The sequence below is a fragment of the Shinella sp. G-2 genome (genome assembly GCF_050172695.1).
Taxonomy (GTDB): domain Bacteria; phylum Pseudomonadota; class Alphaproteobacteria; order Rhizobiales; family Rhizobiaceae; genus Shinella.
In genome coordinates this window covers 1-23,183 of the sequence record NZ_JBBEYH010000042.1, presented here as the reverse complement: position 1 = coordinate 23,183, position 23,183 = coordinate 1, and the positions used below count along the sequence as shown (strand labels likewise).

Genomic DNA, 23,183 nt, shown 5'->3' with positions numbered 1-23,183 from the left:
CGGCATCCAGAAACAGGGCTCGACAACGCTCACCACCACCTTTACCGGTGCCTTCAAGACCGAACCGACCGAACAGGTCCGGTTCATGACGATGATCCGGAGCTAGGCGCACGCCGGCTCCATCAGACGGAGCCGACCGCCATGCCGATCACCTTCCAAGCCCCCTCCAAGGACAAGGCCGAACTGGAAACAGGCCCGGCCTTCACCCCCCGTTTCGATGAAAACGGCCTCGTCACCGCCGTCGTGACCGATGCGAAGGACGGAGAATTGCTGATGGTCGCGCATATGAACGCGCAGTCGCTGGCGCTCACTATCGAGACCGGCATCGCCCACTACTGGAGCCGTTCGCGCAAGGCCTTGTGGAAGAAGGGCGAGACCTCGGGCAATCTCCAGACGGTTGTCGAACTCAGGACGGATTGCGACCAGGACGCCGTGTGGCTGAAGGTCTCCGTCGCCGGTCACGACGCCACCTGCCACACCGGCCGCCGTTCGTGTTTTTATCGTACCGTCTCCAACGGCCCCGATGGCGCGGTGCTGACGATCACCGGCGGCGAGCCGCAGTTCGATCCGGCGGCGATCTACAGCAAAAATTAAGCATCTGCACGGTTTGCGCGCCATTTCGGCACGAATTCACGCTTTGGCAACGGGTCGGAACGCCTAATGCCTCGCATGGCGGCACATATCCCCGCCATGCGGATCAGGACATGGAACACCATCGCTCGTATGCGTCACGGCCGGTTTCCAACGCCACCTCCACCGAGGCGACGATCCCGAGGGCAAGCGCCCTCCTCCAGCTTCGACGGGACGCATCGGCAGAGCCTTCCGGGTGGAATTTCGCCCTGAATGTTCCCCGTGTCACACACTGTACCTATCCTGTCATCTATCGTGTTGCCGAGGTCGCCCGGACGGCGGAACTGTTTGCCGTACCGCGAATTCCTCTGCGTAACGGAGGTCCGCAATGCTGAACTGGAGTTTCAATCGTAGCCTCGTAACAGCGGATGCATCGGATCCGGGCGGACCTTCCATGAACGACATGTCGCACATTCCCGCGCCGGCCCCGCCGCGCAAACCGAAAATCGCGCTGGCGCTGGGCGGCGGTGCTGCCCGCGGCTGGGCGCATATCGGCGTCCTCAGGGCGCTGGAGGAGGAAGGCATCGAGATCGGCATGATCGCGGGCACCTCCATCGGCGCGCTGGTCGGCGGCTGCTACCTCGCCGGCAAGCTGGACGAGCTGGAAAGTTTCGCCCGCTCCCTGACCATGCGGCGCATCGCCAGCCTTCTCGATTTCACCATCCGCGGCTCCGGCCTCTTCGGCGGCATGCGGCTGACCAAGCGCATGCAGGAGCATCTGGAGCACCTGTCGATCGAGGACCTCGACCGCCCCTTCGTTGCCGTGGCGACAGAGGTCAACAGCGGCCACGAGGTGTGGATCAACAGCGGCGCGCTGATCACCGCACTGCGGGCCTCCTACGCGCTGCCGGGTATCTTCGAGCCGATCAAGTGCAACAACCGCACGCTGGTCGATGGCGCGCTCGTCAATCCGGTGCCGGTCTCGGTCTGCCGCGCCCATGAGGAGCCGCTGGTCGTCGCCGTCAACCTCAACTACGATCTCTACGGCCGCTCCGCCGTCATCAAGCACAGCGCGAGCCCCCAGAAGATCGAGGAACCGAAGCAGGAAAACAGCGCCGCACGGCTGGGTCTCACCGGCGTGATGGTGCAGTCCTTCAACATCATACAGGACCGCATTTCCCGCGCACGCCTTGCCGGCGACCCGCCGGATCTCTCGCTGCATCCCAAACTGTCGGATATCGGCCTGTCGGAATTCCACCGCGCGGGCGAATCGATCGATCGCGGCTATCTGGAAGCCAAGGCGCGGATTTTCGAGATCAAGCGCATGCAGGAGGTCGTCATGGCCCGCTAGGGCATTTCCAGCCGAAGCGGCATCGCTTCGGCATCGGATGATGACGCGTCAAGAAAACCAGACAAAACGGCGGGCGGGACGATGAGGATCGTTCCGCCCGAAACCGTTCGGCTGCCAGTATCAGCTGGAAATATAGGCCTTGATGGCGTCGGCTTCATGCTGGATCGCGCGGATGTGGGATTTCACCACGTCGCCGATCGAAACGATGCCGACAAGACGCCCGTCTTTCTCCACGGGAATGTGGCGAGCGCGCAATTTGCTCATCATTTCCATGAGTTCGTTGACGCCCTGGTCTTCTTCACAACGATAGACGTTGCCCCACATAATGGAGGAAATGGGCTTGTCCATGCATTCGGCCCCGTTGCGGGCCACGGCGGCCACGATGTCCCGCTCGGTCGCAATGCCCGCGATGCGGTCGTTGCGATCGACGATGACGATGGCGCCGATGTGATTCTCATGCAGATAGACGGCAGCCTGCCTGACGGTGAGCTGCGGGCCGCCGGTTACGACGTTGCGGCCTTTTTCGTCCAGTATCGTCTTCACATACATGCGTACCTCCCGTGTGCATCATGACGCTGAGAGGCGGGACACCCGCGCAGGGATGCCCTGCCTGTACCGGGGACATCTGCTTCCTCCTCGGAGATGTCCCGTGTTCCGGTGGGCATGTGCGAACCGGAACACCATCATGGTGCGCCACGAAAGGGGCGATTGCAAGACCGCTAAAGGACTATCGTTAATCCCGGCGGCTTTCGCCGCTTGCGACGTCGAAGAGCGGGAAGAACAGGAAGCCGAAGAGGAAGCCGCCGATATGCGCTTCCCAGGCAATGGCCCCGCCGGCGACCGAGCCGAAGATCTGGCCGAAGCCGATCAGGAAATTGGTGAGGAACCAGATGCCCGAAAAGACCAGCACGGAGCGGTTGGACAGCGCCTCCACGATCGTCAGGCGCCGGTTGAGATGGGCGAACTGGCGGCTGATGCGCCCGCTGGGCGAGAAGACGAAACGGGCGGCCGCGCCCATCAGGCCGGAAACGACGCCGGACGCGCCGACGACGAGCACCATCGCCCCCCAGTGCAGCACCGTGTGAAACGCCACGGCCGCCGCTGCGGAAAGACACCAGAAGAGAAAGAAGCGCAGGATACCGATGCGCCGCACGACCGGCGCACCGAAGGCGACCATCCAGAAGGCGTTGAAAATCAGATGTTCCCAGCTGCCGTGCAGCAGCGAATAGGTGACCGGGCTCCACAGCCAGCCAAGATCCTGCTCCGCGAAGGGCACGCTGTAGCGCCCCGGAATGAAGGCGAAATGCAGCAGCACGAATTCATCGGCGGTGACCGACAGGATGTAGGTGCGCACCGCATGGATCAGCGTCAGCAGGCCGAGAATGGCAACGAGACTGCCCGGCAGGTTGAAGGCCGGCTCCCGCTTGCGGGCCGCCAGCCCGTCCCCTTCAACCTCAACGCCGTCGTTACGCATGACCGTCACCACAAATTCCTGAAAACAGAATCGCGCTTATACAGAGAAAAGAAAGGCCGTGCAGCTTTCGCTGACGGCCGGTGCCCCCAATCCCCGGGGCTGAAATCGATGTGCAGTAAACCATTCCCTCGCGGAGGGATGGACGGATGTTTGCCCAAGCCGCCGCGACGCGCAATGCAAACCATTTGTTAACCTTAATATCGCAGTGGCACGAAACTCGCACCGCTCTTCCTGAATGCCCCTTCCGGCCGCCCTTTCGTGCCGGAACGGAACAGAAGCGAATGGAAGACGAGCATGCAGACCAAAGCCGCGACGGCACTTTACGATTACTGGACACGCCAGCGCGGCGAGCGCGCGGTGCCGCTGCGCAGCGCCATCGAACCCGCCGACATCGCTCCCATCCTGCCGGATGTCTTCATTCTGGAAAGCGGCCGGCTGCATGCGCCGCGCTTCCGGCTTGCCGGCACGCGCTTCTGTGCGCAGTTCGGACTGGAATTGAAGGGCGCGGGTTTCGATGCGCTCTTTGCCGCCGACCAGCGCGGCCGTATCGCGAAGATCGCGGAGAACGTCATGACCAGGGCGACCCCGGCCATCCTCGCCGTGCAGCTCGTCGATGGCGTCCTGGAAACGACCGAAGCGGAAATCCTGCTGCTGCCGCTCGCCACCAAGGGCCGGACAGCGGATCGCATCATCGGCACCTTCGCGCCCCTGCCCGGCCAGCGCCCGCCACTTGCCGCCTTCCGCTATGCCACGCTCGCCTCGCTGTCGGTGATCGACCCGGATCGCCTGCGCGAACCCGCCGGGCAGCGGCCGTCGATCCCCATGCCGACCTCGGTCATGGCCGTGCGGCCGCCGGGGTTCGGCCAGACGGTGAGCCGGGTGCTACATCTGCGCATCTTCGAGGGCGGCCGGCAGCCCGGCGAAACGCGCGGCCGCTAGGCGCAGGCGCGGCGGCGCAAACCTGCATCGTCACATGAGACCGGCAAGCAGGGCGAGCAAGGCAACTGCAGACGCCCACAGGTTGCCGAAATCCTTGATTGCGATGACATTTCCCTTTCCGGCAAACCTTCTGTTAACCCCGAAAGGTTAAGTCTTGGAAAGAGATAGGATCATCAGGCACGCGCGTTCATGTACTCTTTCCAGCAAGCATCGCCCGCCGCCCGCAAACCGCAGCAGCCCGATCAGCGCAGCTTCCAGCGCGTGACCGTGAATCTGTCCGGGCGGCTGATGCTCGCAAGCCATGACGAATATGATTGCACTGTGCTCGACATGTCGCCCGGCGACGCGAGCTTTACGTGCAGCGCCCGCCCGCGGATGGGCGAACGCATCATCGCCTATGTCGATCACCTCGGCCGCATCGAGGGCACCGTCGCGCTGCTCACCGACAGCGGCTTCGCTATCCAGCTGAACGCCACCGACCGCAAGCGCGAGAAGCTTGCCGCGCAGTTGACCTGGATTGCCAACAAGCACGAACTCGGCCTGCCGGAAGACCGCCGCCACGACCGCCTCACCCCACGCAACACGCGCACGGACCTGATGCTCGACGACGGCCGGCGCTATCCCTGCCGCATCATCGACCTTTCGCTGTCCGGCGCCGCCGTCGATATCGACGTGCGCCCGGCGCTCGGCACGCCCGTACAGCTCGGCAACATGAAGGGCCGCGTCGTCCGCCACTTCCAGGAGGGCGTCGCCATCGAGTTCTCCTCGGTCCAGTCGCGGGAAGCACTCACCGCTTTCCTGTAGCATTCCGGCACGAAGACAAATCGCATCCGTTTCAAAAGGGCCCTGTCGGGCCCTTTGCTGTTTCAAACCGGTGCAGCGCGCCAACAAAAAATCAAATTTTTTTTCAGCGCCCCGACAGCATTTCAGCGGCAAATGCGAGGGGTCGGGCCGCGGCGGCAAGACTTGCCGACCACGCGCACCCTCCCTTGCCCTGCCTGCACCAGCGCCGAGACGCGCCGTCTCGCGGCCAAAAACCGAATGGTAACCATCCAAAGCCTTGAAAGAACAGGGCATCGCGCAGGCGGGGCCGCTGCCGCTGCAGGTCAATCCGCTATAATTTTAATAAAATTCGCTTCAAATACAGATAAAACAATAGTCGAATTTTCTTCTTGTTTTATACTTATGCGATCTTGATTTGAACTAAGTTATACTTCGAGACTTCGCGTAAGCTCAAAACATACGTGTCATTGTGACCTCATCAAACGGGGACGACACAATGACAAAAACGATCAAGACAGGGACGTTTGCATTCCTCTTTTCTCTGGTTGCGGCGCAGGCCGCCCTTGCGCTTCCGGCGAACATTCCGCTGGCGGGCGCGACCAACCAGCCCATCGGCCATTATGAATTCTGCAAGCAGTACAGCGACGAATGCGGCTCCAACGGCAAGGACACCGGCCCGCTGACGCTGACGCAGGAAAACTGGAAGACGATCCTCAACGTCAACTACGAGGCCAACACCCAATACGTGCCGATGACCGACATGGAGATCTACGGCGTCGAGGAGCAGTGGACCTATCCCGACACGGCGGCCGATTGCGAAGACTACGTGCTCATCAAGCGCAAGCGCCTGATCGAAGCCGGGATTTCGCCGTCCAACCTCCTGATCACGGTCGTGCTCCAGCCGAACGGCGACGGCCATGCGGTGCTGACCGTGCGCACCGACCGCGGCGACTTCGTGCTCGACAACATGCGCAACAAGGTCCTGCTCTGGTCCGAAACCGAATACCGCTTCCTGAAGCGCCAGTCCTCCGCCAATGCCGGCAAGTGGGTGAAGCTGCAGGACGGTCGCGCCGAAGCTGTCGGTAGCGTCAAGTAATCAGCGGCGCCTCGCGCCAACAGACGAGATTGCCCGGCGAAAGCGCCGGGCGCGAAAATGGGCCCGGTCAGTCCCCCAATCCCCGTCCCCGACCATGGCCCTGCGGCCGGTTCTCCTGTCCCGGAACCGGCCGCTTTCTTTTTGAGCCCCGCGCAAAGGCCGATTTCAATCAAAAATTAACCATGTTCGCAGACCCTCGCCAACATATTCCACAACGGACACCGAGGGCACGATGGCTGCGGCAACGACCGGCAACGACGATCACGCCCCGCTTCTCTCCAGCCGCCTGCTGACGCGCCTGACCGTGGGCGTCGCCGTTCTCGCCAGCCTCACCGTGGCGATCTCCGTCGCCGGCCGCCTGCTCGGCGAACGCATCGCCCTTGCCGGCCACACGGAAAGCACGGAAGCCCTCGACATCGTCATCGGCCAGGACCAGATCCGCCTGCCCGCCAACACGATCCGCTTTGCCGAACAGCGCCAGACGGGCCGCGCCGAGCGGGTCGATCTCTATTTCACCTGGCCGGAAATGCAGGGCTATTCCAATGCGGAACGTCTGCGCTTCAACGATGCGAGCCGGCCCGACAGCCTGATTTTCCTCAATCTTTCGCAAAGCACCATGTCCCGGGACATGTCCGGCCGGCTGGAGCCGATCTACAGCCATCTCTTCGACGACCGGCCGGAACCCGGCCCTGCGGGCCTCACCCTGCAGCGCATCAAGGCGAATTCCGGCTATGGCGAGGAAGTCTTCTTCACCGGCATCCTGCAGGACGGCTCGGACTATGCGGTGCGCTGCATGATGCCGGCGGACGAATCGCAATCGACCAGCGCGGATTGCCAGCGCGACATCCACATCGGCCGCGATCTTTCCGTCCTCTACCGCTTTTCGAGCAGACTTTTGCCGCAGTGGCAGGCCATGGAGACGCGCGTGCGTGACTATCTCGGCCGGTCCTTCATCGAAAACGGCGTCGCATCGTCCGCCGCCCGCAGCCGATAAAACACCGCCAATCTCAGAAACCAATGATTCATCATAAACCGATTGGTAACGCTGTGACGATATTGTGCCTGAAACGGTCGCTCCGGCAGGTCGCGCCTGATCGACATGTGCAATCCGAGAATGAAGAGTAACGTAGTGTTCCCTACCGTATTCCGTAATTTCCTCCCCCGCTCCTGCCAGGCGATTGCCAATGCGGCGAAAGGTCTGGTGATGGTCGGGATGGTCGCCACCGTTGCTTTCGCAAGCCCGGCCGCCGCCGCCCCGAAATATGCCGGCATCGTCATCGACGCCAAGACCGGCAAGGTGCTTTACAGCGAGGATGCGGACGAACTGCGTTATCCGGCGTCGCTCACCAAGATGATGACGCTGTATCTGACCTTCGAGGCGCTGGAAGCCCGCAAGATCAGTCTCGATTCGCGCGTACCCTTCTCGAAGAACGCCTCGTCCGAGCCGCCGACCAAGCTTGGCGTCGGCGCCGGCCGGTCCATCACGGTCGAACAGGCGATCCTCGGCCTCATCACCCGCTCTGCGAACGACGCCTCCACGGCGCTGGCCGAATTCCTCGGCGGCTCGGAAGAGCGCTTTGCCCGCATCATGACGCAGAAGGCCCGTGCGCTCGGCATGACGCGCACCGTCTACCGCAACGCCAACGGCCTTCCGAACACCGCGCAGGTGACGACGGCGCGCGATCAGGCCCGTCTCGGCATCGCGCTGCGCCAGCACTTCCCGCAGTACTATTCCTACTTCTCCACCCGCAGCTTCCGCTTCGGCAAGCAGGTTATCAACGGTCACAACCGTCTGCTCGGCAGCGTGCGCGGCGTCGACGGCATCAAGACCGGCTATACCCGCGCTTCCGGCTACAACCTCGTGACCTCGGCCATGGCCGATGGCCGCAGCGTCGTCGGCGTCGTCATGGGTGGCCGTTCGGGTGCGGCCCGCGACCAGCAGATGCGCAAGCTCATCGCCGCCTATATGCCGAAGGCCTCGCGCCGCGGCGGTGGCGACCTGATCGCCGAAACCAAGGATGCACCGACCCTGACCGCAGAAGTCGCAACGCAGGCCGTGACCGCTTCGGTCGGCGGCAGCAGCTTCGACCTGCCGGAAAACGGCCCGGTCCCGTCCTACCGTTATAACGAAAGCCGCATCGAGACGGCCTATGCCGCAACGGCGGACGAAGGCTCGGAAGTCGTCGGCAAGCGCGCCCTCGCCGCCACGCTGAAGATCCAGCGCGACGCCGTCGTTCCCCCGGCCGACCTGACGGAACAGGGCGACACCAACGCCGATCTCGACAAGCTGACGACCTCGGCCGTCTCCGAAACCACGCCCTCGGGCTGGGTCATCCAGATCGGCGCCACGCCGGACCGCGACCAGGCCCAGAAGCTGCTTTCCAAGGCACAGGACCAGGGCGGCAAGGCGCTCTCCAGCGCAAAGCCCTTCACCGTGGCGGTCAGCAGCGGCAGCGAACAGCTCTTCCGCGCCCGTTTCGGCGGCTTCGACAACCAGGACCGCGCGTCGGCCGCCTGCAAGGTGCTGAAGCGCAAGGGCTTCGCCTGCTGGGCCAGCCAACAGTAACACCGACATAGGGTCACGCCGTCAGCGGCGCGCCCCCTGAACTACCGCCTTGCACCCGCAACGGCCACCGGTGAGGTATTGCGTACCGGAGGCCGCGGGGGAAGGCCGGCAAGCCCTTCAAACGGCTCTGCCATCCTCGATTGGGTAATGCGTACGAGGCAGATCATGGCGATGAACGAGAACCTGTTCGATGTCCAACCCGAGAAGCGCAAGTCGCTGAAGGGCACGCTCCATCCGCTGCACGAAGCGGCAATGCGGATCGCGGATATCGGGCTCGGCCGTTCGCGCAACAGGACGAAGGATCTCGTCGGCATGCTGCTCGCCCATGGCGCCAGGGCCTGGCGTTCGGGCCAGCCGGCCGTCGGGATCCATCTCCATGTCGGCGTCAGCGAACGCCGCCACGCGGTCCGTCTGCGCCTGCGCTGACCGTCACCCGCCGGGCCAGCCGGCGTCGGCCTTGCAAAGTGCCGCGGCATCTGCTGTGCATGGCGCATGCCGGCCATACCCCTTCCCTTCGTCATCGCGCTGCTGCTCGCCGTACTCCTCCTGAGGCTTGCGCTGCTGCGCGAACCCGCCCTGAGACCGGCCATAGGCTTTGTCGCGGCGTGCACGATCCTCGCGGTCGCCGTCGGCGCACGCTGGACCTTCGACTGGCGCTTCGTGCGCTTCCTCCAGCCTGTCCTTGCCTCCGCCGTGCCGCCGATCGCCTGGTTGTGCTTTGCGGCAGGGCGAAAGGGACAAGGCGCGGCACGCTGGCTGCATTTCCTGCCCGTCGCGCTCATCCTCATCCTGTCTGCCCTCTGGCCGGTCTGGCGCTCTCCGGTCGACCTGCTGCTCGCGCTTCTCTACCTCGGCTACGGCGCCGCCCTGTTGCGGCTCGCCTACGCCGGACCCGACGGTTTTGAAGCGGCCCGGCTGAGCGATGCCGCCGGGGTGCAGAAGGCGACGCTTGCCGCCGGCGCCCTCCTCGTCAGCTCCGCCATCGTCGACCTCCTCATCGCGATCGATTTCGACCTCTACCGGGGCATACATGCCGAGACGATCGTGACGCTCGGCAATCTCTTCGTCCTGCCGGTCCTGGCCTATGCGGTGGCCGTCGTCGGCCGCAGCATGCCGGCCGACAGCACCGGCGACATCGCAGCCACCGAAACCCTCGCCACAGAAAGCGCAAGGCCGGATGTTTCGGCCGAGGCGGATGCGCGGGTGCTCGAAACGGTCGGCCGGCTCATGCGGGAAAGGCAATTGTTCCGCGACCCCGACCTCACCTTGAACCGGATCGCGCGGCGGGCCGGCATCCCGGCCCGCCAGATCTCCGGCGCCGTCAATCGTCTGGAGGGACAGAACGTCTCGCAGCTCGTCAACAGCTACCGCATCGAAGCGGCGAAGCGCCTGCTGGCGGAGACGGACATGCCGGTCACGACGGTGATGTTCGAAGCGGGTTTCCAGACCAAGTCGAACTTCAACCGCGAGTTCCTGCGCCTGACCGGCCGCAGCCCCAGCGATTTTCGCCGCGCCGCTACGGCAGGGTAGCGCCGAGGAAAGTGGCGACACGGTCGACGACCTCCGCATGAATGGCCGCCCGCCCCCGCGTGCCGCCGTCCTTGCAGACGACGCCGTCGCCCGGCGAACGCGTCTCGATCATCTCGACCGCGCCGGGCTTGCACATCTGCATGAAGCTGAAATGCATGGCATCGGGGATGACGACATAGTCCCGCATCGCCATCGGCAATCCCGCCGCGAGATAACCCGATTCCAGATCGCCCGGCAGGCCGCCGACATCGATGCCGGCGGCGAAGATCAGCATCGGCGTGTGGACCGCAGTAAGGCTTTCCGGCGAGAAGCCCCGGGCAAGGCCGAGATCGAGCGAGACGACGGCCCCGATGCGCGGGTCGGCGAGATCGCCTTCCAGCCGCGTCCGCGCCTCGCCGACGCTGTCCAGTCCGAGTTCATGGGAAAGCGCGCAGGCCCGCGGGCTGTGCTTTTCCTTGCAATCCTCGGCGAAACGCGCGGTATCGACCCGGGCGCCGGCAAGCGCCGCTACCGTCCATCCCCCGAGCGAATGGCCGATGGCGGCGACCCGCTTGTGGTCGATGCGGGCCCCAAGGTCCCTGTCGGCGAAGAGGGCGTCGATCAGCCGGATGAGGTCACGCGGGCGCTCCCAGAGTTTCGCCGCCTCCACCGGGCTGCGGTCGAAGGTCGTCGTGCCCGGATGATCCGTGGCCGCAACGACGTATCCTTGCGCGGCGAGCGCATTGGCAAGCCAGCTCAGATTGCGCCAGCTTCCACCATAGCCATGGGACAGCACGACGAGCGGATGCGCCCCGTCACCCGGCGATGCGCCGCGAAGCGCCGGCAGGCCGACAAAGGCGGGATTCTCGCCGACGATTTCGGGCGTGCCGTTGTCGGCGGTCGGGTACCAGACGACGGCGGACAGGGCGCGGCCGTCTCCGGAGCCGGCGATCGCGACGTCACGGACGCCGACGGCATCGGCATGGGCGGGCATGGTGAAGCCGGCAAGAAGCACGGCGGCGGTGAAAAGCGGTTTGAACATGAAGGGCCTCGTGTTGATGAACGAGACCGGAATGCGGCAAGGAAGAAGGCGGCGAGACCTGAAACGCGATTCAGGACCCCGGCCTTGCCCTTTTCAGAGAAGGCCGAGTTCGGCGAGTTCCCGGCGCAGGTCCAGCGGCAGGTCGGCCGTGCCGTCGCCCATGTTCTTGAGGTCGCGCGGAGCGTCCTCTTCCGTCAGGTAGCGCCAGCCCTGGAAGGCGCGGCGGGGCTGGAACTCGGTTTCGATGACTTCCGGGCCGAGCATGAGCTCGCAGCGGGAAATGCCGTCGACATCGGTGAAGGTCTTGAGGCCGAGCAGCGGCTGGCGCGCCTGCACCTGGCCCTTGATCACCCAGTAGAGCGAGCCGCCGTCGAGCAGTTCCTGATCCCGCTTCGGGACCATGCGGGTGATGTGGCTGGAATGCGGTTCCATGCCCGCGGCGATCGCGATCAGCGAGCGTTCGGACACCCATTCGCGCAGATCATCGATCGAGTCCGCGCCGACACAGAGTTTGATGAGATGAAGGGCCATGCCCCTTTGAACGCCCTTGCGGCGGCCGGGTCAAGAGGCCGCCGCGTCGCACCCACAGGGATGCGGGGAAATGGGCTCAGCACTCCACCACGTTGACGGCGAGGCCGCCGGTGGAGGTTTCCTTGTACTTCTCGTTCATATCGACGCCCGTCTGGCGCATCGTCTCGATGCAGGCGTCGAGCGGCACGAAATGCTTGCCGTCGCCCTTGATGGCGAGCGAGGCCGCCGTCACCGCCTTCACCGCGCCAAGCGCGTTGCGCTCGATGCAGGGCACCTGCACGAGACCGGCAATGGGGTCGCAGGTCATGCCGAGATGGTGCTCCAGCGCGATTTCCGCGGCATTCTCCACCTGTTCCGGCGACCCGCCCATCACGGCGGCAAGACCGGCGGCGGCCATGGCGGAGGCGGACCCCACCTCGCCCTGACAGCCGACCTCGGCGCCAGAGATCGAGGCATTGTGCTTGATGATGCCGCCGACGGCGGCAGCGGTCAGCAGGTAGTCGCGGATGCCGTCCTGGTCCGCATCCTCATGGAAATGCAGGTAGTAGCGGATGGTGGCGGGCACGACGCCGGCCGCCCCGTTGGTCGGCGACGTCACGACGCGGCCACCGGCGGCATTCTCCTCGTTGACGGCCATGGCATAGACGGAGAGCCAGTCATTGGCGAGCAGCGGGTTCGCCTTGTTGGAGCGCCATTCCTCCTGCAGCTTGTCATGAATGGAACGAGCACGACGGCGCACCTTCAGGCCGCCCGGCATGATGCCTTCGTTCTTCAGGCCGCGGTCGATACAGCTCTTCATCGCCTCCCAGATGCGGTCGAGGCCGGTATTCAGCTCCTCGCGCGACATGGCGGCTTCCTCGTTCGCGCGCTTCATCTGCGCGATCGTCATGCCGGAGCGCTCCGCCATCTCGAGCATCTGTTTCGCGGAAGCGAAGGGGAACGGCACCTTCGTGCCGGCGGGCTTGGCCTTGCTGGCGCGCATCTGCTCCAGCTCCGTGTCCGTGACGACGAAGCCGCCGCCGACGGAATAGTAGATGCGCTTCAGGAGCAGCCGGTCGTCGCGATCGTAGGCGGTGAAGGTCATGCCGTTGGCATGGCCGGGCAGCGGGTTCTTCTTGTCGAAAACGAGATCGGTCTTCGGCTGGAAGGCATAGCCCGGATGGCCCGGTGGCGTGATGCGGCCGGTGCGCTCGACCTCGCCGACGATCGCATCCATGCGGTCCGGATCGACCGAATCGGGCCGCTCGCCCATCAGGCCGAGAATGACCGCGCGGTCGGAGCCGTGGCCGACGCCGGTATAGGCGAGCGAACCGTGCAGGCTCATGCGGATGGCGGTGACATGCGCGCCGGAAGGACGCGGCCAGTCATCGGAGAGAATCAGGTCCAGAAAGCGGTTCGCCGCCGACATCGGCCCCATGGTGTGGGAGCTCGACGGCCCGATACCAATCTTGAAAACATCGAAAACCGAAAGAAACATTGCCCGGACTTCTCCCTTGCCTCGGCAGGCGCTTTGACCCTTGAAGCTACGTTATCATGCCGCGCGCCCATGGCGATCTCCCGACATCGGGTTTTACAAGCGCGACATCCCCTCCATTGAGCCTTAAAACAAAAACAGCGCGCCTGGGAGGGGCGCGCTGTTAATGTAGGAACGGTGGGCCGATGTTTTCAGATGCCGCCGAAGAGATAGGCGATGACCAGAACGGCGCCAAAACCGAGGACTGCACGGGCGGTGACACCCCAGCAGGATTTCTGAACAGTGCTTTCCATGATTTCCCCGATGGAAGAGATCGTTGCCGCAGCCGATATCGGCGCCGCGTGGAGCCTGTTTAATGAAGAATTTACGAAACCGCAATCGCGAAAAATGGCGAAACCAAGGCATCAAAGTCATAGGAGCCCCGCGCCCAGCGCATGACCTGTCGCAAAATCAGACAGTTGCGGGTGCCGGACGCTTCGGGAGACGAAGCAGGCCGCGCCGTCTTTTCGCCCAAGGTCTGAACGGACCGGGCGGCGCAGCCCCAAGGCGCTTGCAAAATGCGCCATCCGTGGCACAACGCTGCGCCATGAGCACCCCGGATCTTACCGCCCTCGCCGTCTTCGTCGTCCTGTGGATCGCGTATTCCTGGATCACCGACCGGGCGCGCCTGTTCGACCGCGTCAGCCTCACGCGAGCGATGAGCTCGCAGCGTGCGGTGTGGATCCGCAACGCCATGCACCGGGACCTGCGCATGATCGACACGCAGATCATGGCCGGCCTGCAGAACGGCACCGCCTTCTTCGCCTCCACCTCGCTGCTGGCGCTCGGCAGCTGCTTTGCCCTGCTCGGCGCGACGGAGCAGGTCTTTGCGATCTTCAACGACCTGCCGGAGGTCTTCCGCGGCAGCCGCGCCGGTTTCGAGCTGAAGGTCGGCGGCCTTGCCATCATCTTCGGCTACGCCTTCTTCAAGTTCGGCTGGTCCTACCGGCTCTTCAACTACTGCACCATCCTGCTCGGCGCGATGCCGATGAGCGGCGACATCCACAAGGACCCGGCCGGCGCGGATCTTGCCGCCGACAAGGTCATCCGCATGAACATCCTCGCCGCAAAGCACTTCAACAAGGGCCTGCGCGCCATCTTCCTGTCGATCGGTTATCTCGGCTGGTTCGTCAGCCCCTATCTCTTCATGGTGACGACCGTGGGCATCATCGTCGTGCTCGTGCGCCGGCAGTTCTATTCCGAAGCGCGCCTCGCCGTGCTCGAAAACCTCGACTGACATCCCTTCCCGACGGCCACCTTTCGGCCATCCGCCCGGCGCAAGCTTGGCGTGACATTCTCCCATGGACCCAAGCTATGCGGCGACCCCGAACCATGACGACGACGGTGATTGACGGCAATGTGGCAGGAGAGAGCGCGACACCGCGCCGCCTGCCGCGCATTCCGCTCATCGACCAGGCCCGCGGCGTCGCGCTGATCGCCATGGCGATCTATCACTTCACCTGGGACCTCGGCTTCTTCGGCTATATCGACCCCGAAACGGCGACGACCGGCGGCTGGCGCATCTTCGCCCGGCTCATTGCCGGCAGCTTCCTGTTCCTCGTCGGTTTCAGCCTGGTCCTCGGCCATCAGCGGGGCTTCCGCCCGCGGCCCTTCTTCATCCGCCTCGGCAAGCTCGCGCTGGCCGCCGGCGCCATCACGCTCGCCACCTGGTTCGCCTTTCCGCAGACCTTCATCTTCTTCGGCATCCTGCACGCGATTGCCGCCGCAAGCCTGGTCGGCCTTCTCTTCCTGCGCCTGCCGGTCGTCCTCACGCTCGCGGCCGCCGCAGCCGCCGTCGCCGCGCCGCTCTATCTGCGTGCGCCGGTCTTCGACCATCCCGCCCTCTGGTGGGTCGGACTTTCCGTCGAGGTGCCGCGCTCGAACGACTATGTACCGCTGCTGCCCTGGATCGCGCCGGTGCTGCTCGGCATCGCGCTTGCCCGCCTCTTCGTTGCGAGCGCCCTGCCCGAACGGCTCGCCGGCTTCGGCAACGCCACGAAAAGCCGGTGGAAAAGCCTGCTGGAGGCGGCCGGCCGCCACAGTCTCGCCATCTACCTTGTCCACCAGCCGGTGCTCATCGCGCTCGTCTACGGCTTTTCGCTGGTGTTTCCCGCTCCGGCGGCGGATCCGGCGGTCAGCTACACGAAGAGCTGCATGCGCGCATGCCAGGGCGAGCGGGATGCCGGCTTCTGCCAGAGCTTCTGCGGCTGCACGCTCGATGCGCTGGTGAAGCAGAACCTTTTCGCAGACCTGAACCGCGGCGCGATCGACGTCGCCACGGACCAACGCATCGCAACGCTGTCGATGCAATGCACGGCGGATGCCGAAGCGGGGATTGCCCCCAAGGAGTAGGATCATGAATGCCTATCGCAGGAAGCCTCTCGCCTTCCCCTGGCCGCCGCTGATCTACGGCGCGGCCATAGCGGCGGCCTTCCTGCTGCAGGCGTATTTTCCACTCGCGGTCGCGGACACGAATATCTGGATCGCCCGCGCCGCCGGCGGCGGGCTGGTGGTGCTGGCCATCGTTCTGGATGTCTGGGCGATGCGCACGCTGCTCGACTGTCACACGACGATCCTGCCGAACCGCTGTTCCACCCATCTGGTGACGTCGGGTCCCTATCGCTTCACGCGCAACCCGATCTATCTCGGCTATACGCTGACGACCGCCGGCATCGGCCTTGCCATGCTCAATCCCTGGTGCATCGTCACGGCCATTTTCGCCGCCGCCGTCACCAGCATCGTGGCGATCAAGCGCGAGGAATTGCACCTGCTCGCACGCTTCGGCATCGATTTCGAACGGTATTGCAACGGAACGTCGCGCTGGATCTGACCAGCGCGATTTGACAACGGAGCGGAACAGGGGTCGGGCTTCGCCCGGTCGTCAGGTACCGACGCCGATTTCGGCAAGACGCGTCAGGCAGGCTTCCTCGACATTGTCGAGCTCGGCCAGCGTCTCCTCGATGTCGCGCCGCTTCTGGCGCAACTCGTCGCGCTTTTCGCTGACCTTGGTCATCAGCATTTCCAGTTGACCGACTTCGCCCGGCGGATCCTTGTAGACTTTGATGATCTCGCGAATCTCGGCGATGGTGAAGCCGATGCGCCGGCCGCGCAGGATTTCCTGGATCAGGCGACGGTCCGCGGGACGGAAAAGACGCGTGCGGCCACGGCGCTCGGGATTGATGAGCCCCTCATCCTCGTAGAAGCGCAAGGTGCGGGTGGAAACCCCGAATTCGCGCGTCAGCTCGGTTATGGTATAAAACTTGTCCACGCCTGCTCCGATCTTCTCTGGAGCCGCATTCTATTGACTTTTACGTATAAGTCAATTTTTCCGCTCACCGAATGGCAAACCACCAGGTCGCAAGGCCGAGGAAGGCGAAAAAGCCGACGATATCGGTGACGGCCGTCACGAAGACGCTGGAGGAAACCGCCGGGTCCGCCCCTGCCCGGTCGAGCAGCATGGGGATCATGATGCCGGCCAGCGCCGCCGCGCACATGTTGATCAGCATGGCGACCGCGATGACGCCGCCGATGTTGATATCGTGGAACCACAAACCCGCCACGCAGCCGATCAGGATGCCGAAGGCGACGCCATGCAGCAGGCCGACGCCCGCCTCGCGCCGCACGACGCGCCAGGCGTTGTGAATATCGAGGTCCCGGGTCGCAAGCGCGCGCACCGTCACGGTCATCGTCTGCGAACCGGCATTGCCGCCCATGCCCGCCACCGCCGGCATGAGGATGGCGAGCGCCACGATCTGCTCGATCGTGCCCTCGAAAAGCGAAATCACCGAAGCCGCGATGAAGGCTGTCAGGAGATTGACGAGCAGCCAGGGCGCGCGCGAACGGGAGGTGGCGATCACGGTGTCCGACAGCTCTTCGTCGCCCACGCCGCCGAGGCGCATCAGGTCTTCCTCGGCTTCTTCCTGGATGACGTCGACCACGTCATCGATGGTGAGAACCCCGACGAGCCGGCCGTTCTCGTCGACGACGGCGGCGGAGAGAAGGTCGTATTGCTCGAAGAGCTGCGCGGCCTCTTCCTGGTCCATCTCGGCCGGAATCGGATGGTTCGTCTCCTGCATGATCGCTTCGGTCTTGATGCCGCGCGGCGTGCGCAGGATACGGTCGAGATCGATGGCGCCGAGCAGGCGGAAGGTCGGGTCGATGACGAAGATCTGCGAGAAGCTTTCCGGCAGGTCGGCGTCCTCGCGCAGGTAGTCGATGGTCTGGCCGATCGTCCAGAACGGCGGCACGGCGACGAATTCGGTCTGCATGCGGCGGCCGGCCGTGCTTTCCGGATAGTCCAGCGACCGGCGCAGACGAATGCGCTCGGTGAAGGGCAGCTTGGAGAGGATTTCCTCCTGGTCCTCCTGGTCGAGGTCTTCCAGGATGTAGACGGCATCGTCCGAATCCATCTCGCCGATGGCGGCGGCGATCTGCTCGTTCGGCAGGTGCTCGACGATGTCGAGGCGGATCGCCTCGTCGACCTCGGTCAGCGCCGCAAGGTCGAAATCCGCGCCGAGCAGCGAGACAAGCTGGCGGCGCTGTTCGGGCTGGATCGCCTCGAGAAGGTCGCCCATTTCCGATTCGTGCAGCCGCGCGACATGCCGGCGCAGGAACAGGAGGTCGCGGTCGGCGATGGCGGCGCCGACATACATGAGGAAGTCCGAGCGGATCGAACCGTCCTCGGCATAGATGTCCTCACCGTCGAAGGTACTGTGTTCTGCCTGCCCCTGATGGATACGGTCGTCGTCGCCGGTGTCTTCCATCGGGCCGCTCCTTGTACCGGGTTCGTCCGGCCCGGCGCGTCGGAGCTGGAACGACAGGGATTGCTTGCAGGGTTGGACGCAGCGCCCCTCTCCGAGGGCGCCGCTTTCCCCGTGCTAAAGCAAAGCGCCGAGCCGGTCCATCGCCGAAAGCGGCAAAAGCCGGCCTGACGCAAGAATTTCGCAAGCTGTTGCAATTTCATGCAAAACGCATGATTCGTCCGGCACCGGAAACCGCCGCCATTTTCCGCCCGCCGCAAACGGGCTAGGAAGAGGCGATTCAACCGATGCCTGGAGCCCTCATGGCGATCCTTCCCCTCGTCCGCTATCCCGATCCGCGCCTGCGTGCGCCCTGCAAGCCGGTCGAAACCTTCGACCAGCGCCTCGCCACGCTCGCCGCCGACCTTGCCCTGACGCTGCGCGCCGCGCCCGGCATCGGCATCACCGCCGCCCATGTCGGCATTCTCGAGCGGCTGACGGTGCTCGAACTCGACGGGCCGGCCTCGCAGCGCATCTACGTGAACCCGCGGATCGAGTGGTCCTCGCCGGAGCTGCAGCGTCACGTGGAAGGCAGCGTCTCCATGCCCGGCGTGACGGACGAGGTGGAGCGCCCCGCCCGTATCCGCCTTGCCTATCAGGATCTTGCCGGCGCGCCGCACACCGAGGAGGCGGACGGCCTTCTCGCCGTCTGCCTGCAGCACGAGATCGATCAGCTCGACGGCGTCTTCTGGATCGACCGCCTGTCGCGGCTGAAGCGCGAGCGAATCGTCAAGAAATTCCGCAAGATGGGCGAATAGAGCGACAGAGGGAACCACGCGGGGGCTTCGGCGTTTTCGATCTATCCAACCTCGAAAGAAGGAGAAGACCGATGGTCGGAGCAAACCAGATTCGCGAACATATGGAAGTCAGGGGCGCCGATGGCAGCCATGTCGGCACGGTGGACCATATGGAAGGCGACAGCCGGATCAAGCTCACCCGCAGCGATTCCGAAGACGGCCGCCACCACCTCATCCCGCTCGACTGGGTCGACCATGTCGACGCCCATGTCCATCTCAACAAGAACGCGGAAGACGTGAAGCGGGAATGGTCGTCGATGAACTGACGACCGGTTCCACGCCGGAGAAGGGACCCGCCGAAAGGCGGGTTTCCTTTGGCAGGCCGGTGAAGCCCTATCCGGCGGCAGCGGCAAGTTTCGCCGCACAGTCATGCTTCTTCATCGCCAGCGTCAGGTTGCGCCGTCCGCGTTCATCCGCATCGGCCTTCGCCGCCTCCATGTCCCGGCACCAGCCGGCGTCCAGCACCGCCTCGGGAATGCGGGGCATGCAGGACGAAAGCGCGAGCAGCGCACAGAGGGGAATAAGAAGACGACGCATGCGAGACCCTTTCTCCTTCAAGACCCCTGCCGTCCGAGCAGACCGCTGAACCACGCCCTGATCAGGCCCCACGGAGAATGGTCTGGCGGCGCGATGCCGATGGCGTCATATCCCACCTTCGTGAGAGAGAAATATCGCACATCGTCCCGGTCGCGATAGCGGACGTAGCCCATGTTGATCGCCGTGACCAGCGCGGGCGTCATGTCGGACGTCCAGCCGGTTTCATCGGCCGGCACGTCTTCCGCTCCGGCTTCGTAGAGCACCGCGAGAAGATCCTTCAAAGACGTAGCCATTGCTCCTGCATCCTCTGTGGAGACCGTTTCTCCATTCTTGAATAGGCGAGACGGGGCGCAAACCCACCGGATATGACGGGGAGAGAATCACGGCTGTTTCGGCTAGCCTATCCCCTGATACGGTAATTTGGACAAGGAGCGGGGATGACGCCCGATCGCTTCATCGACTATTTCCGGGCCCGGCACGGCTGGCGATGCCGCGAGGGCTCGGCCATCTACAAGGACCTCAGCAGTTTCGCGGCCGATCAATCGGCCTCGCCCCACGGCGTCGAGGATCTCTATGTGCTTTTCTGCATCGCCCATGCGATCCGGCCGAAGGACGCGACACCCGCTCCGATGGACGGCAAGCCATGACTGCCTTGTAGGGCGGCCTCTTTAAGGTCGTTCGGGATGTCTCGGGTGCACATGTCGCCGTGTCGGCATATGGGCGCTTGCCCTCGGCGCGATGGAGCAAGGGAATGGTCCGATACTTGCTCCCGCCTCTGGTACACCTGACACAACAAGGGCCTGAAAACAAAAGAACCCGGCACTAGGCCGGGTTCTTTTTGGTGCGGTCGAGAAGACTCGAACTTCCACGGGTTGCCCCACAGCGACCTCAACGCTGCGCGTCTACCAATTCCGCCACGACCGCATCGTGGTAGGCGTCGTCTTGCGGCGACGGAGGTGCATGTAGCAAAAGGATTCCGGGCGCACAAGGCCGTGTGACAAGAAAAATGACGGAAAGCGAAACAATTTCAACAGGCCCTTCGCAAAGTCCCGGAAACCCCTGAAATCCTTGCATGATCGCCCCTATATCTGGCACAACGGAATGAAAAGGACGGCCATCATGCAGCGTCAGGACATTTCCACATCCCTCCTCGCCCTTCCCGGCTCGCCGCCGGTGCGCTGGCGCGTCGCGCGCGACCTCGTGCCCTATGAAACGGCCGTCGAAACCATGGAAAACGAGGCTGCCGCCATCGCCCGCGGCGAGGCCGACGAGCTCGTCTGGCTCGTCGAACATCCCCCGCTCTATACGGCCGGCACCAGCGCCGAGCCCGGTGACCTCGTGGCGCCGGATCGCTTCCCGGTGTTTTCCACAGGCCGTGGCGGCGAATACACCTATCATGGTCCCGGCCAGCGCGTGGTCTATGCCATGCTCGACCTGAAACGCCGCCGGCAGGACGTGCGCGCCTTCGTGGCGGCGCTGGAGGCCGTGGTGATCGACGCGCTCGATTCCATGAACGTGCGCGGCGAACGGCGCGAGGATCGTGTGGGCGTCTGGGTGCGCCGGCCGGAGCGTCCGCCGCTGCCCGACGGCTCGCCCGCCGAGGACAAGATCGCCGCCATCGGCATCCGCCTGCGCCGCTGGGTGAGCTTCCACGGCTTCTCGCTCAATGTGGATCCCGACCTGGAGCATTTCTCCGGCATCGTGCCCTGCGGCATCCGCGGCTATGGCGTCACAAGCCTCGTCGATCTCGGCCTTCCCGTCATGATGAGCGACGTGGACGTGCGCATCCGCGATTCCTTCGAGAAGGTCTTCGGCCCGACGGTTTCCGAAACGGACTGTCCGACCGAAAGCCTGAAGCAGGCCTGAAAGCGGCCTATTCGAAGGCCGCGTCCGCCTTGACCCTGCGGCTCTTCTGTTCACGCCAGATGATGAAGAGGCCGGAGGCGACGATGATGGCGATGCCGAGCCATTTCGAAGGCGTCGGGAAGTCGCCGAAGATCGCGTAGCCGAGCACGGTCGCCGAGATGATCTCGAAATACTGGAACGGCGCGAGCAGCGACAGCGGCGCCATGCGGAAGGCGCGCACGACGAGCATGTGGGCGTAACCCGAGAGCGCGCCGAGAACCAGAAGCAGCACCAGCGTGAAGAGCGAGGGCGGCAGGGACGGCGCGAAATCGGCGATACCGGCCGAATCGCCGAGGAAGAGCGCGGCGCCCATGAAGAGCGTGCCGCCGAAACCGGCGATCGTCTGCATGGTCAGCGGCGAATCGGCATCGCCGATGGCGCGGTTCATGAAGAGATAGACGGAATAGAGGAAGGCGCATGCGACCGGCAGAAGGGCCGTCCAGCCGAACAGGATGAAGCTCGGCTGGATGACGATGAGCGCGCCGCCGAAGCCGACGACGATGGCAAGCCAGCGCCGCCAGCCGACCTTGTCGCCGAGGAAGGCGGCCGACATGGCCGTGAGGATGAACGGCTCGACGAAATAGATGGCGAAGACATCGGCGAGCGGCATGTATTTCACCGCCGCGAAGAACAGCAGGCTCGCCGCGCCGTGGATCGCGCCGCGCAGAAGGTTCATCCACGGGCGCTTCGGCCTCAGCGTCGCGCTGCCGGCGGCGGTGAAGATCAGCGGGATCGTGCAGACGATCTGGAAGAAGAAACGGTAGAACGTCACCTGCCCCGGCGACATGCCGGCAAAGGTCGCCATGTATTTGGCGATGGCATCCATGCAGGGCAGAAGCAGCATGGCGACGGCCATCAAGGCGACACCCTGCATCGTGCTGCCCTGCGGGTCCGGGGTGCTGGTCGTCGCGGTCATGGCGGTCTCCTCGTTCGCCCCTCAATAGCCCTTTTCACCCCGCTGGCAATGCCGGAAATCCTGCCATTGCGCGGGGCGGCGCGAAGCGGCGCATTTGAGGTAGAAGAGGCGCCCGGCTTGGCTATATGCTCCGGCCATAGACAATGGAGGCCGTGATGACCTTTCCCGGTGAAGGCAACACCATCCCCTTTCCTTCCGGCCGCGCCGATGGCGACACGCTCGGCGGGCGCATCTGGCGGGCGCGCGACGCGCTCGGCCTGTCCCTGCAGGATCTCGCCGCCCGGCTCGGCCTGCCGGAGCCGACGGTCGGCGGCTGGGAACGCGACCACGCCGAACCCGACACCAAGGCGCTCTTCATCCTGGCCGGCGTGCTCTCCGTCTCCCCCTCCTGGCTGATCGCCGGCATCGGCGAAGCCCCGGCGGATCCGGCCGGCGACGAACATCTGCACCCGCTGCTGCGCCAGCTTCGGGAAATCCGCCAGTTGCACGACCAGACCGGCAAGGCGATCGCCGCGCTGGAGGCTGAAATCGCCCAGCTGATCGGCAAGGATCGGGACTGAATTTTCCAACCACCGCACTTGAGACCCCGGGCCGGCTCTGCAATGGTCTGCCCGACAGAGAATCCGCATAAGGAGACCGAACATGGACGTACGCGCCGCCGTAGCCGTTCAGGCTGGAAAGCCGCTTGAAATCATGACCGTGCAGCTGGAAGGCCCGCGCGCCGGCGAGGTGCTGGTCGAGGTCAAGGCGACCGGCATCTGCCACACGGACGATTTCACGCTGTCTGGCGCCGACCCGGAAGGCCTCTTCCCGGCCATCCTCGGCCATGAGGGCGCGGGCATTGTCGTCGATGTC

At 64.4% G+C, this 23,183-nt stretch carries 28 protein-coding genes, 1 tRNA gene and 1 pseudogene; 19 read left to right on the top strand and 11 right to left on the bottom strand.

Features of this window, described 5'->3' with window-relative positions:
* The 3 genes and pseudogenes from V8U06_RS28500 to V8U06_RS28490 all read left to right on the top strand — a co-directional run.
* Positions 1–106 (top strand): annotated as a pseudogene (locus tag V8U06_RS28500) (GTP cyclohydrolase I FolE); the annotation flags it as partial.
* 35 nt (positions 107–141) lie between these two features.
* Positions 142–594, top strand: a complete 453-nt coding sequence (gene hisI / locus V8U06_RS28495; protein ID WP_226919050.1) for a phosphoribosyl-AMP cyclohydrolase — start codon at positions 142–144, stop codon at positions 592–594.
* A gap of 364 nt (positions 595–958) precedes the next feature.
* Positions 959–1,921, top strand: a complete 963-nt coding sequence (locus V8U06_RS28490; RefSeq protein ID WP_427143546.1) for a patatin-like phospholipase family protein — start codon at positions 959–961, stop codon at positions 1,919–1,921.
* Between the two features lie 120 nt (positions 1,922–2,041).
* On the opposite strand, the gene V8U06_RS28485 is transcribed toward V8U06_RS28490, so the two are convergent.
* Both V8U06_RS28485 and V8U06_RS28480 read right to left on the bottom strand, forming a co-directional pair.
* Positions 2,042–2,470, bottom strand: a complete 429-nt coding sequence (locus tag V8U06_RS28485) for a CBS domain-containing protein (protein ID WP_226919048.1) — start codon at positions 2,468–2,470, stop codon at positions 2,042–2,044.
* A 184-nt stretch (positions 2,471–2,654) separates the two neighbouring features.
* A complete protein-coding gene (locus V8U06_RS28480; RefSeq protein ID WP_427143548.1) occupies positions 2,655–3,395 on the bottom strand; it encodes a rhomboid family intramembrane serine protease in 741 nt (246 codons plus the stop codon).
* Between the two features lie 294 nt (positions 3,396–3,689).
* Here V8U06_RS28480 and V8U06_RS28475 point away from each other — a divergent pair, with 294 nt between their 5' ends.
* The 7 genes from V8U06_RS28475 (at position 3,690) to V8U06_RS28445 (ending at position 10,309) form a co-directional block, all read left to right on the top strand.
* A complete protein-coding gene (locus V8U06_RS28475; protein WP_427143545.1) occupies positions 3,690–4,334 on the top strand; it encodes a PAS domain-containing protein in 645 nt (214 codons plus the stop codon).
* 189 nt (positions 4,335–4,523) lie between these two features.
* Positions 4,524–5,138, top strand: a complete 615-nt coding sequence (locus tag V8U06_RS28470; protein ID WP_427143544.1) for a PilZ domain-containing protein — start codon at positions 4,524–4,526, stop codon at positions 5,136–5,138.
* 475 nt (positions 5,139–5,613) lie between these two features.
* Positions 5,614–6,213, top strand: a complete 600-nt coding sequence (locus tag V8U06_RS28465; protein WP_427143543.1) for a transglutaminase-like cysteine peptidase — start codon at positions 5,614–5,616, stop codon at positions 6,211–6,213.
* A gap of 232 nt (positions 6,214–6,445) precedes the next feature.
* A complete protein-coding gene (locus tag V8U06_RS28460; protein ID WP_427143542.1) occupies positions 6,446–7,207 on the top strand; it encodes a hypothetical protein in 762 nt (253 codons plus the stop codon).
* A 120-nt stretch (positions 7,208–7,327) separates the two neighbouring features.
* Positions 7,328–8,779, top strand: coding sequence for an SPOR domain-containing protein (locus V8U06_RS28455; RefSeq protein ID WP_427143541.1), 1,452 nt, complete (start codon positions 7,328–7,330; stop codon positions 8,777–8,779).
* Between the two features lie 165 nt (positions 8,780–8,944).
* Entirely contained in the window at positions 8,945–9,205 is a 261-nt protein-coding gene (locus V8U06_RS28450; protein ID WP_427143547.1) for a hypothetical protein, read from the top strand.
* Positions 9,206–9,271: 66 nt separating this feature from the next.
* Positions 9,272–10,309, top strand: a complete 1,038-nt coding sequence (locus tag V8U06_RS28445; RefSeq protein WP_427143540.1) for a helix-turn-helix domain-containing protein — start codon at positions 9,272–9,274, stop codon at positions 10,307–10,309.
* On the opposite strand, the gene V8U06_RS28440 is transcribed toward V8U06_RS28445, so the two are convergent.
* The 3 genes from V8U06_RS28440 to V8U06_RS28430 form a co-directional block, all read right to left on the bottom strand.
* Positions 10,296–11,330 carry an alpha/beta hydrolase family protein gene (locus tag V8U06_RS28440; protein ID WP_427143539.1) on the bottom strand — a complete coding sequence of 345 codons (1,035 nt, stop codon included), beginning with the start codon at positions 11,328–11,330 and terminating at the stop codon, positions 10,296–10,298. The two genes, V8U06_RS28445 and V8U06_RS28440, sit on opposite strands and share 14 nt — an antisense overlap.
* 93 nt (positions 11,331–11,423) lie before the next feature.
* Positions 11,424–11,861: a DUF1489 family protein gene (locus V8U06_RS28435; RefSeq protein WP_427143538.1), complete on the bottom strand. Its 438-nt coding sequence runs from the start codon at positions 11,859–11,861 to the stop codon at positions 11,424–11,426.
* A gap of 76 nt (positions 11,862–11,937) precedes the next feature.
* Complete coding sequence (locus V8U06_RS28430) at positions 11,938–13,338, bottom strand: L-serine ammonia-lyase (protein ID WP_427143537.1); 1,401 nt, start codon at positions 13,336–13,338, stop codon at positions 11,938–11,940.
* Positions 13,339–13,921: 583 nt separating this feature from the next.
* Here V8U06_RS28430 and V8U06_RS28425 point away from each other — a divergent pair.
* The 3 genes from V8U06_RS28425 (at position 13,922) to V8U06_RS28415 (ending at position 16,204) form a co-directional block, all read left to right on the top strand.
* Entirely contained in the window at positions 13,922–14,611 is a 690-nt protein-coding gene (locus tag V8U06_RS28425; RefSeq protein WP_226919037.1) for a DUF599 domain-containing protein, read from the top strand.
* Positions 14,612–14,706: 95 nt separating this feature from the next.
* Positions 14,707–15,726, top strand: coding sequence for a DUF1624 domain-containing protein (locus tag V8U06_RS28420; protein WP_427143536.1), 1,020 nt, complete (start codon positions 14,707–14,709; stop codon positions 15,724–15,726).
* Positions 15,727–15,730: 4 nt separating this feature from the next.
* Positions 15,731–16,204, top strand: a complete 474-nt coding sequence (locus V8U06_RS28415; protein ID WP_226919035.1) for a methyltransferase family protein — start codon at positions 15,731–15,733, stop codon at positions 16,202–16,204.
* Between the two features lie 51 nt (positions 16,205–16,255).
* Here the strand turns inward: V8U06_RS28415 and V8U06_RS28410 are convergent, their stop codons facing one another.
* On the bottom strand, positions 16,256–16,642 hold the full coding sequence (locus V8U06_RS28410; protein ID WP_226919034.1) for a MerR family transcriptional regulator: 387 nt from the start codon (positions 16,640–16,642) through the stop codon (positions 16,256–16,258).
* A 64-nt stretch (positions 16,643–16,706) separates the two neighbouring features.
* On the bottom strand, positions 16,707–18,137 hold the full coding sequence (gene mgtE / locus V8U06_RS28405) for a magnesium transporter (RefSeq protein WP_226919033.1): 1,431 nt from the start codon (positions 18,135–18,137) through the stop codon (positions 16,707–16,709).
* A gap of 299 nt (positions 18,138–18,436) precedes the next feature.
* Between mgtE and V8U06_RS28400 the strand changes: the two genes are divergently transcribed.
* Positions 18,437–18,931 carry a peptide deformylase gene (locus V8U06_RS28400; RefSeq protein WP_427143535.1) on the top strand — a complete coding sequence of 165 codons (495 nt, stop codon included), beginning with the start codon at positions 18,437–18,439 and terminating at the stop codon, positions 18,929–18,931.
* 71 nt (positions 18,932–19,002) lie between these two features.
* Positions 19,003–19,236, top strand: coding sequence for a DUF2171 domain-containing protein (locus tag V8U06_RS28395; protein WP_427143534.1), 234 nt, complete (start codon positions 19,003–19,005; stop codon positions 19,234–19,236).
* Positions 19,237–19,303: 67 nt separating this feature from the next.
* On the opposite strand, the gene V8U06_RS28390 is transcribed toward V8U06_RS28395, so the two are convergent.
* Positions 19,304–19,507, bottom strand: a complete 204-nt coding sequence (locus V8U06_RS28390; protein WP_226919030.1) for a hypothetical protein — start codon at positions 19,505–19,507, stop codon at positions 19,304–19,306.
* Positions 19,508–19,524: 17 nt separating this feature from the next.
* Entirely contained in the window at positions 19,525–19,800 is a 276-nt protein-coding gene (locus tag V8U06_RS28385) for a hypothetical protein (protein WP_427143533.1), read from the bottom strand.
* 144 nt (positions 19,801–19,944) lie between these two features.
* Between V8U06_RS28385 and V8U06_RS28380 the strand changes: the two genes are divergently transcribed.
* A complete protein-coding gene (locus V8U06_RS28380) occupies positions 19,945–20,154 on the top strand; it encodes a hypothetical protein (protein WP_427143532.1) in 210 nt (69 codons plus the stop codon).
* Between the two features lie 192 nt (positions 20,155–20,346).
* Here the strand turns inward: V8U06_RS28380 and V8U06_RS28375 are convergent.
* Positions 20,347–20,431, bottom strand: a tRNA-Leu gene (locus V8U06_RS28375).
* 195 nt (positions 20,432–20,626) lie between these two features.
* Between V8U06_RS28375 and lipB the strand changes: the two genes are divergently transcribed.
* Positions 20,627–21,373 (top strand): lipoyl(octanoyl) transferase LipB, encoded by a 747-nt coding sequence (gene lipB / locus V8U06_RS28370; protein WP_226918929.1) that lies wholly within the window; start codon positions 20,627–20,629, stop codon positions 21,371–21,373.
* A gap of 7 nt (positions 21,374–21,380) precedes the next feature.
* Here the strand turns inward: lipB and V8U06_RS28365 are convergent, their stop codons facing one another.
* Positions 21,381–22,328, bottom strand: coding sequence for a DMT family transporter (locus V8U06_RS28365; protein WP_427143531.1), 948 nt, complete (start codon positions 22,326–22,328; stop codon positions 21,381–21,383).
* A gap of 155 nt (positions 22,329–22,483) precedes the next feature.
* Between V8U06_RS28365 and V8U06_RS28360 the strand changes: the two genes are divergently transcribed.
* A complete protein-coding gene (locus V8U06_RS28360) occupies positions 22,484–22,888 on the top strand; it encodes a helix-turn-helix domain-containing protein (RefSeq protein ID WP_226918927.1) in 405 nt (134 codons plus the stop codon).
* Between the two features lie 82 nt (positions 22,889–22,970).
* Positions 22,971–23,183 (top strand): alcohol dehydrogenase catalytic domain-containing protein (locus V8U06_RS28355; RefSeq protein WP_427141711.1); only part of this gene is annotated, 213 nt, incomplete at its 3' end.

Bases quoted from the DNA above. Each gene is read 5' to 3' on its own strand.
- hisI (WP_226919050.1), top strand. From the start codon at position 142: ATGCCGATCACCTTCCAAGCCCCCTCCAAGGACAAGGCCGAACTGGAA.
- V8U06_RS28490 (WP_427143546.1), top strand. From the start codon at position 959: ATGCTGAACTGGAGTTTCAATCGTAGCCTCGTAACAGCGGATGCATCG.
- V8U06_RS28485 (WP_226919048.1), bottom strand. From the start codon at position 2,470: ATGTATGTGAAGACGATACTGGACGAAAAAGGCCGCAACGTCGTAACC.
- V8U06_RS28480 (WP_427143548.1), bottom strand. From the start codon at position 3,395: ATGCGTAACGACGGCGTTGAGGTTGAAGGGGACGGGCTGGCGGCCCGC.
- V8U06_RS28475 (WP_427143545.1), top strand. From the start codon at position 3,690: ATGCAGACCAAAGCCGCGACGGCACTTTACGATTACTGGACACGCCAG.
- V8U06_RS28470 (WP_427143544.1), top strand. From the start codon at position 4,524: ATGTACTCTTTCCAGCAAGCATCGCCCGCCGCCCGCAAACCGCAGCAG.
- V8U06_RS28465 (WP_427143543.1), top strand. From the start codon at position 5,614: ATGACAAAAACGATCAAGACAGGGACGTTTGCATTCCTCTTTTCTCTG.
- V8U06_RS28460 (WP_427143542.1), top strand. From the start codon at position 6,446: ATGGCTGCGGCAACGACCGGCAACGACGATCACGCCCCGCTTCTCTCC.
- V8U06_RS28455 (WP_427143541.1), top strand. From the start codon at position 7,328: ATGAAGAGTAACGTAGTGTTCCCTACCGTATTCCGTAATTTCCTCCCC.
- V8U06_RS28450 (WP_427143547.1), top strand. From the start codon at position 8,945: ATGGCGATGAACGAGAACCTGTTCGATGTCCAACCCGAGAAGCGCAAG.
- V8U06_RS28445 (WP_427143540.1), top strand. From the start codon at position 9,272: ATGCCGGCCATACCCCTTCCCTTCGTCATCGCGCTGCTGCTCGCCGTA.
- V8U06_RS28440 (WP_427143539.1), bottom strand. From the start codon at position 11,330: ATGTTCAAACCGCTTTTCACCGCCGCCGTGCTTCTTGCCGGCTTCACC.
- V8U06_RS28435 (WP_427143538.1), bottom strand. From the start codon at position 11,861: ATGGCCCTTCATCTCATCAAACTCTGTGTCGGCGCGGACTCGATCGAT.
- V8U06_RS28430 (WP_427143537.1), bottom strand. From the start codon at position 13,338: ATGTTTCTTTCGGTTTTCGATGTTTTCAAGATTGGTATCGGGCCGTCG.
- V8U06_RS28425 (WP_226919037.1), top strand. From the start codon at position 13,922: ATGAGCACCCCGGATCTTACCGCCCTCGCCGTCTTCGTCGTCCTGTGG.
- V8U06_RS28420 (WP_427143536.1), top strand. From the start codon at position 14,707: ATGACGACGACGGTGATTGACGGCAATGTGGCAGGAGAGAGCGCGACA.
- V8U06_RS28415 (WP_226919035.1), top strand. From the start codon at position 15,731: ATGAATGCCTATCGCAGGAAGCCTCTCGCCTTCCCCTGGCCGCCGCTG.
- mgtE (WP_226919033.1), bottom strand. From the start codon at position 18,137: ATGGAAGACACCGGCGACGACGACCGTATCCATCAGGGGCAGGCAGAA.
- V8U06_RS28400 (WP_427143535.1), top strand. From the start codon at position 18,437: ATGGCGATCCTTCCCCTCGTCCGCTATCCCGATCCGCGCCTGCGTGCG.
- V8U06_RS28395 (WP_427143534.1), top strand. From the start codon at position 19,003: ATGGTCGGAGCAAACCAGATTCGCGAACATATGGAAGTCAGGGGCGCC.
- V8U06_RS28390 (WP_226919030.1), bottom strand. From the start codon at position 19,507: ATGCGTCGTCTTCTTATTCCCCTCTGTGCGCTGCTCGCGCTTTCGTCC.
- V8U06_RS28385 (WP_427143533.1), bottom strand. From the start codon at position 19,800: ATGGCTACGTCTTTGAAGGATCTTCTCGCGGTGCTCTACGAAGCCGGA.
- V8U06_RS28380 (WP_427143532.1), top strand. From the start codon at position 19,945: ATGACGCCCGATCGCTTCATCGACTATTTCCGGGCCCGGCACGGCTGG.
- lipB (WP_226918929.1), top strand. From the start codon at position 20,627: ATGCAGCGTCAGGACATTTCCACATCCCTCCTCGCCCTTCCCGGCTCG.
- V8U06_RS28365 (WP_427143531.1), bottom strand. From the start codon at position 22,328: ATGACCGCGACGACCAGCACCCCGGACCCGCAGGGCAGCACGATGCAG.
- V8U06_RS28360 (WP_226918927.1), top strand. From the start codon at position 22,484: ATGACCTTTCCCGGTGAAGGCAACACCATCCCCTTTCCTTCCGGCCGC.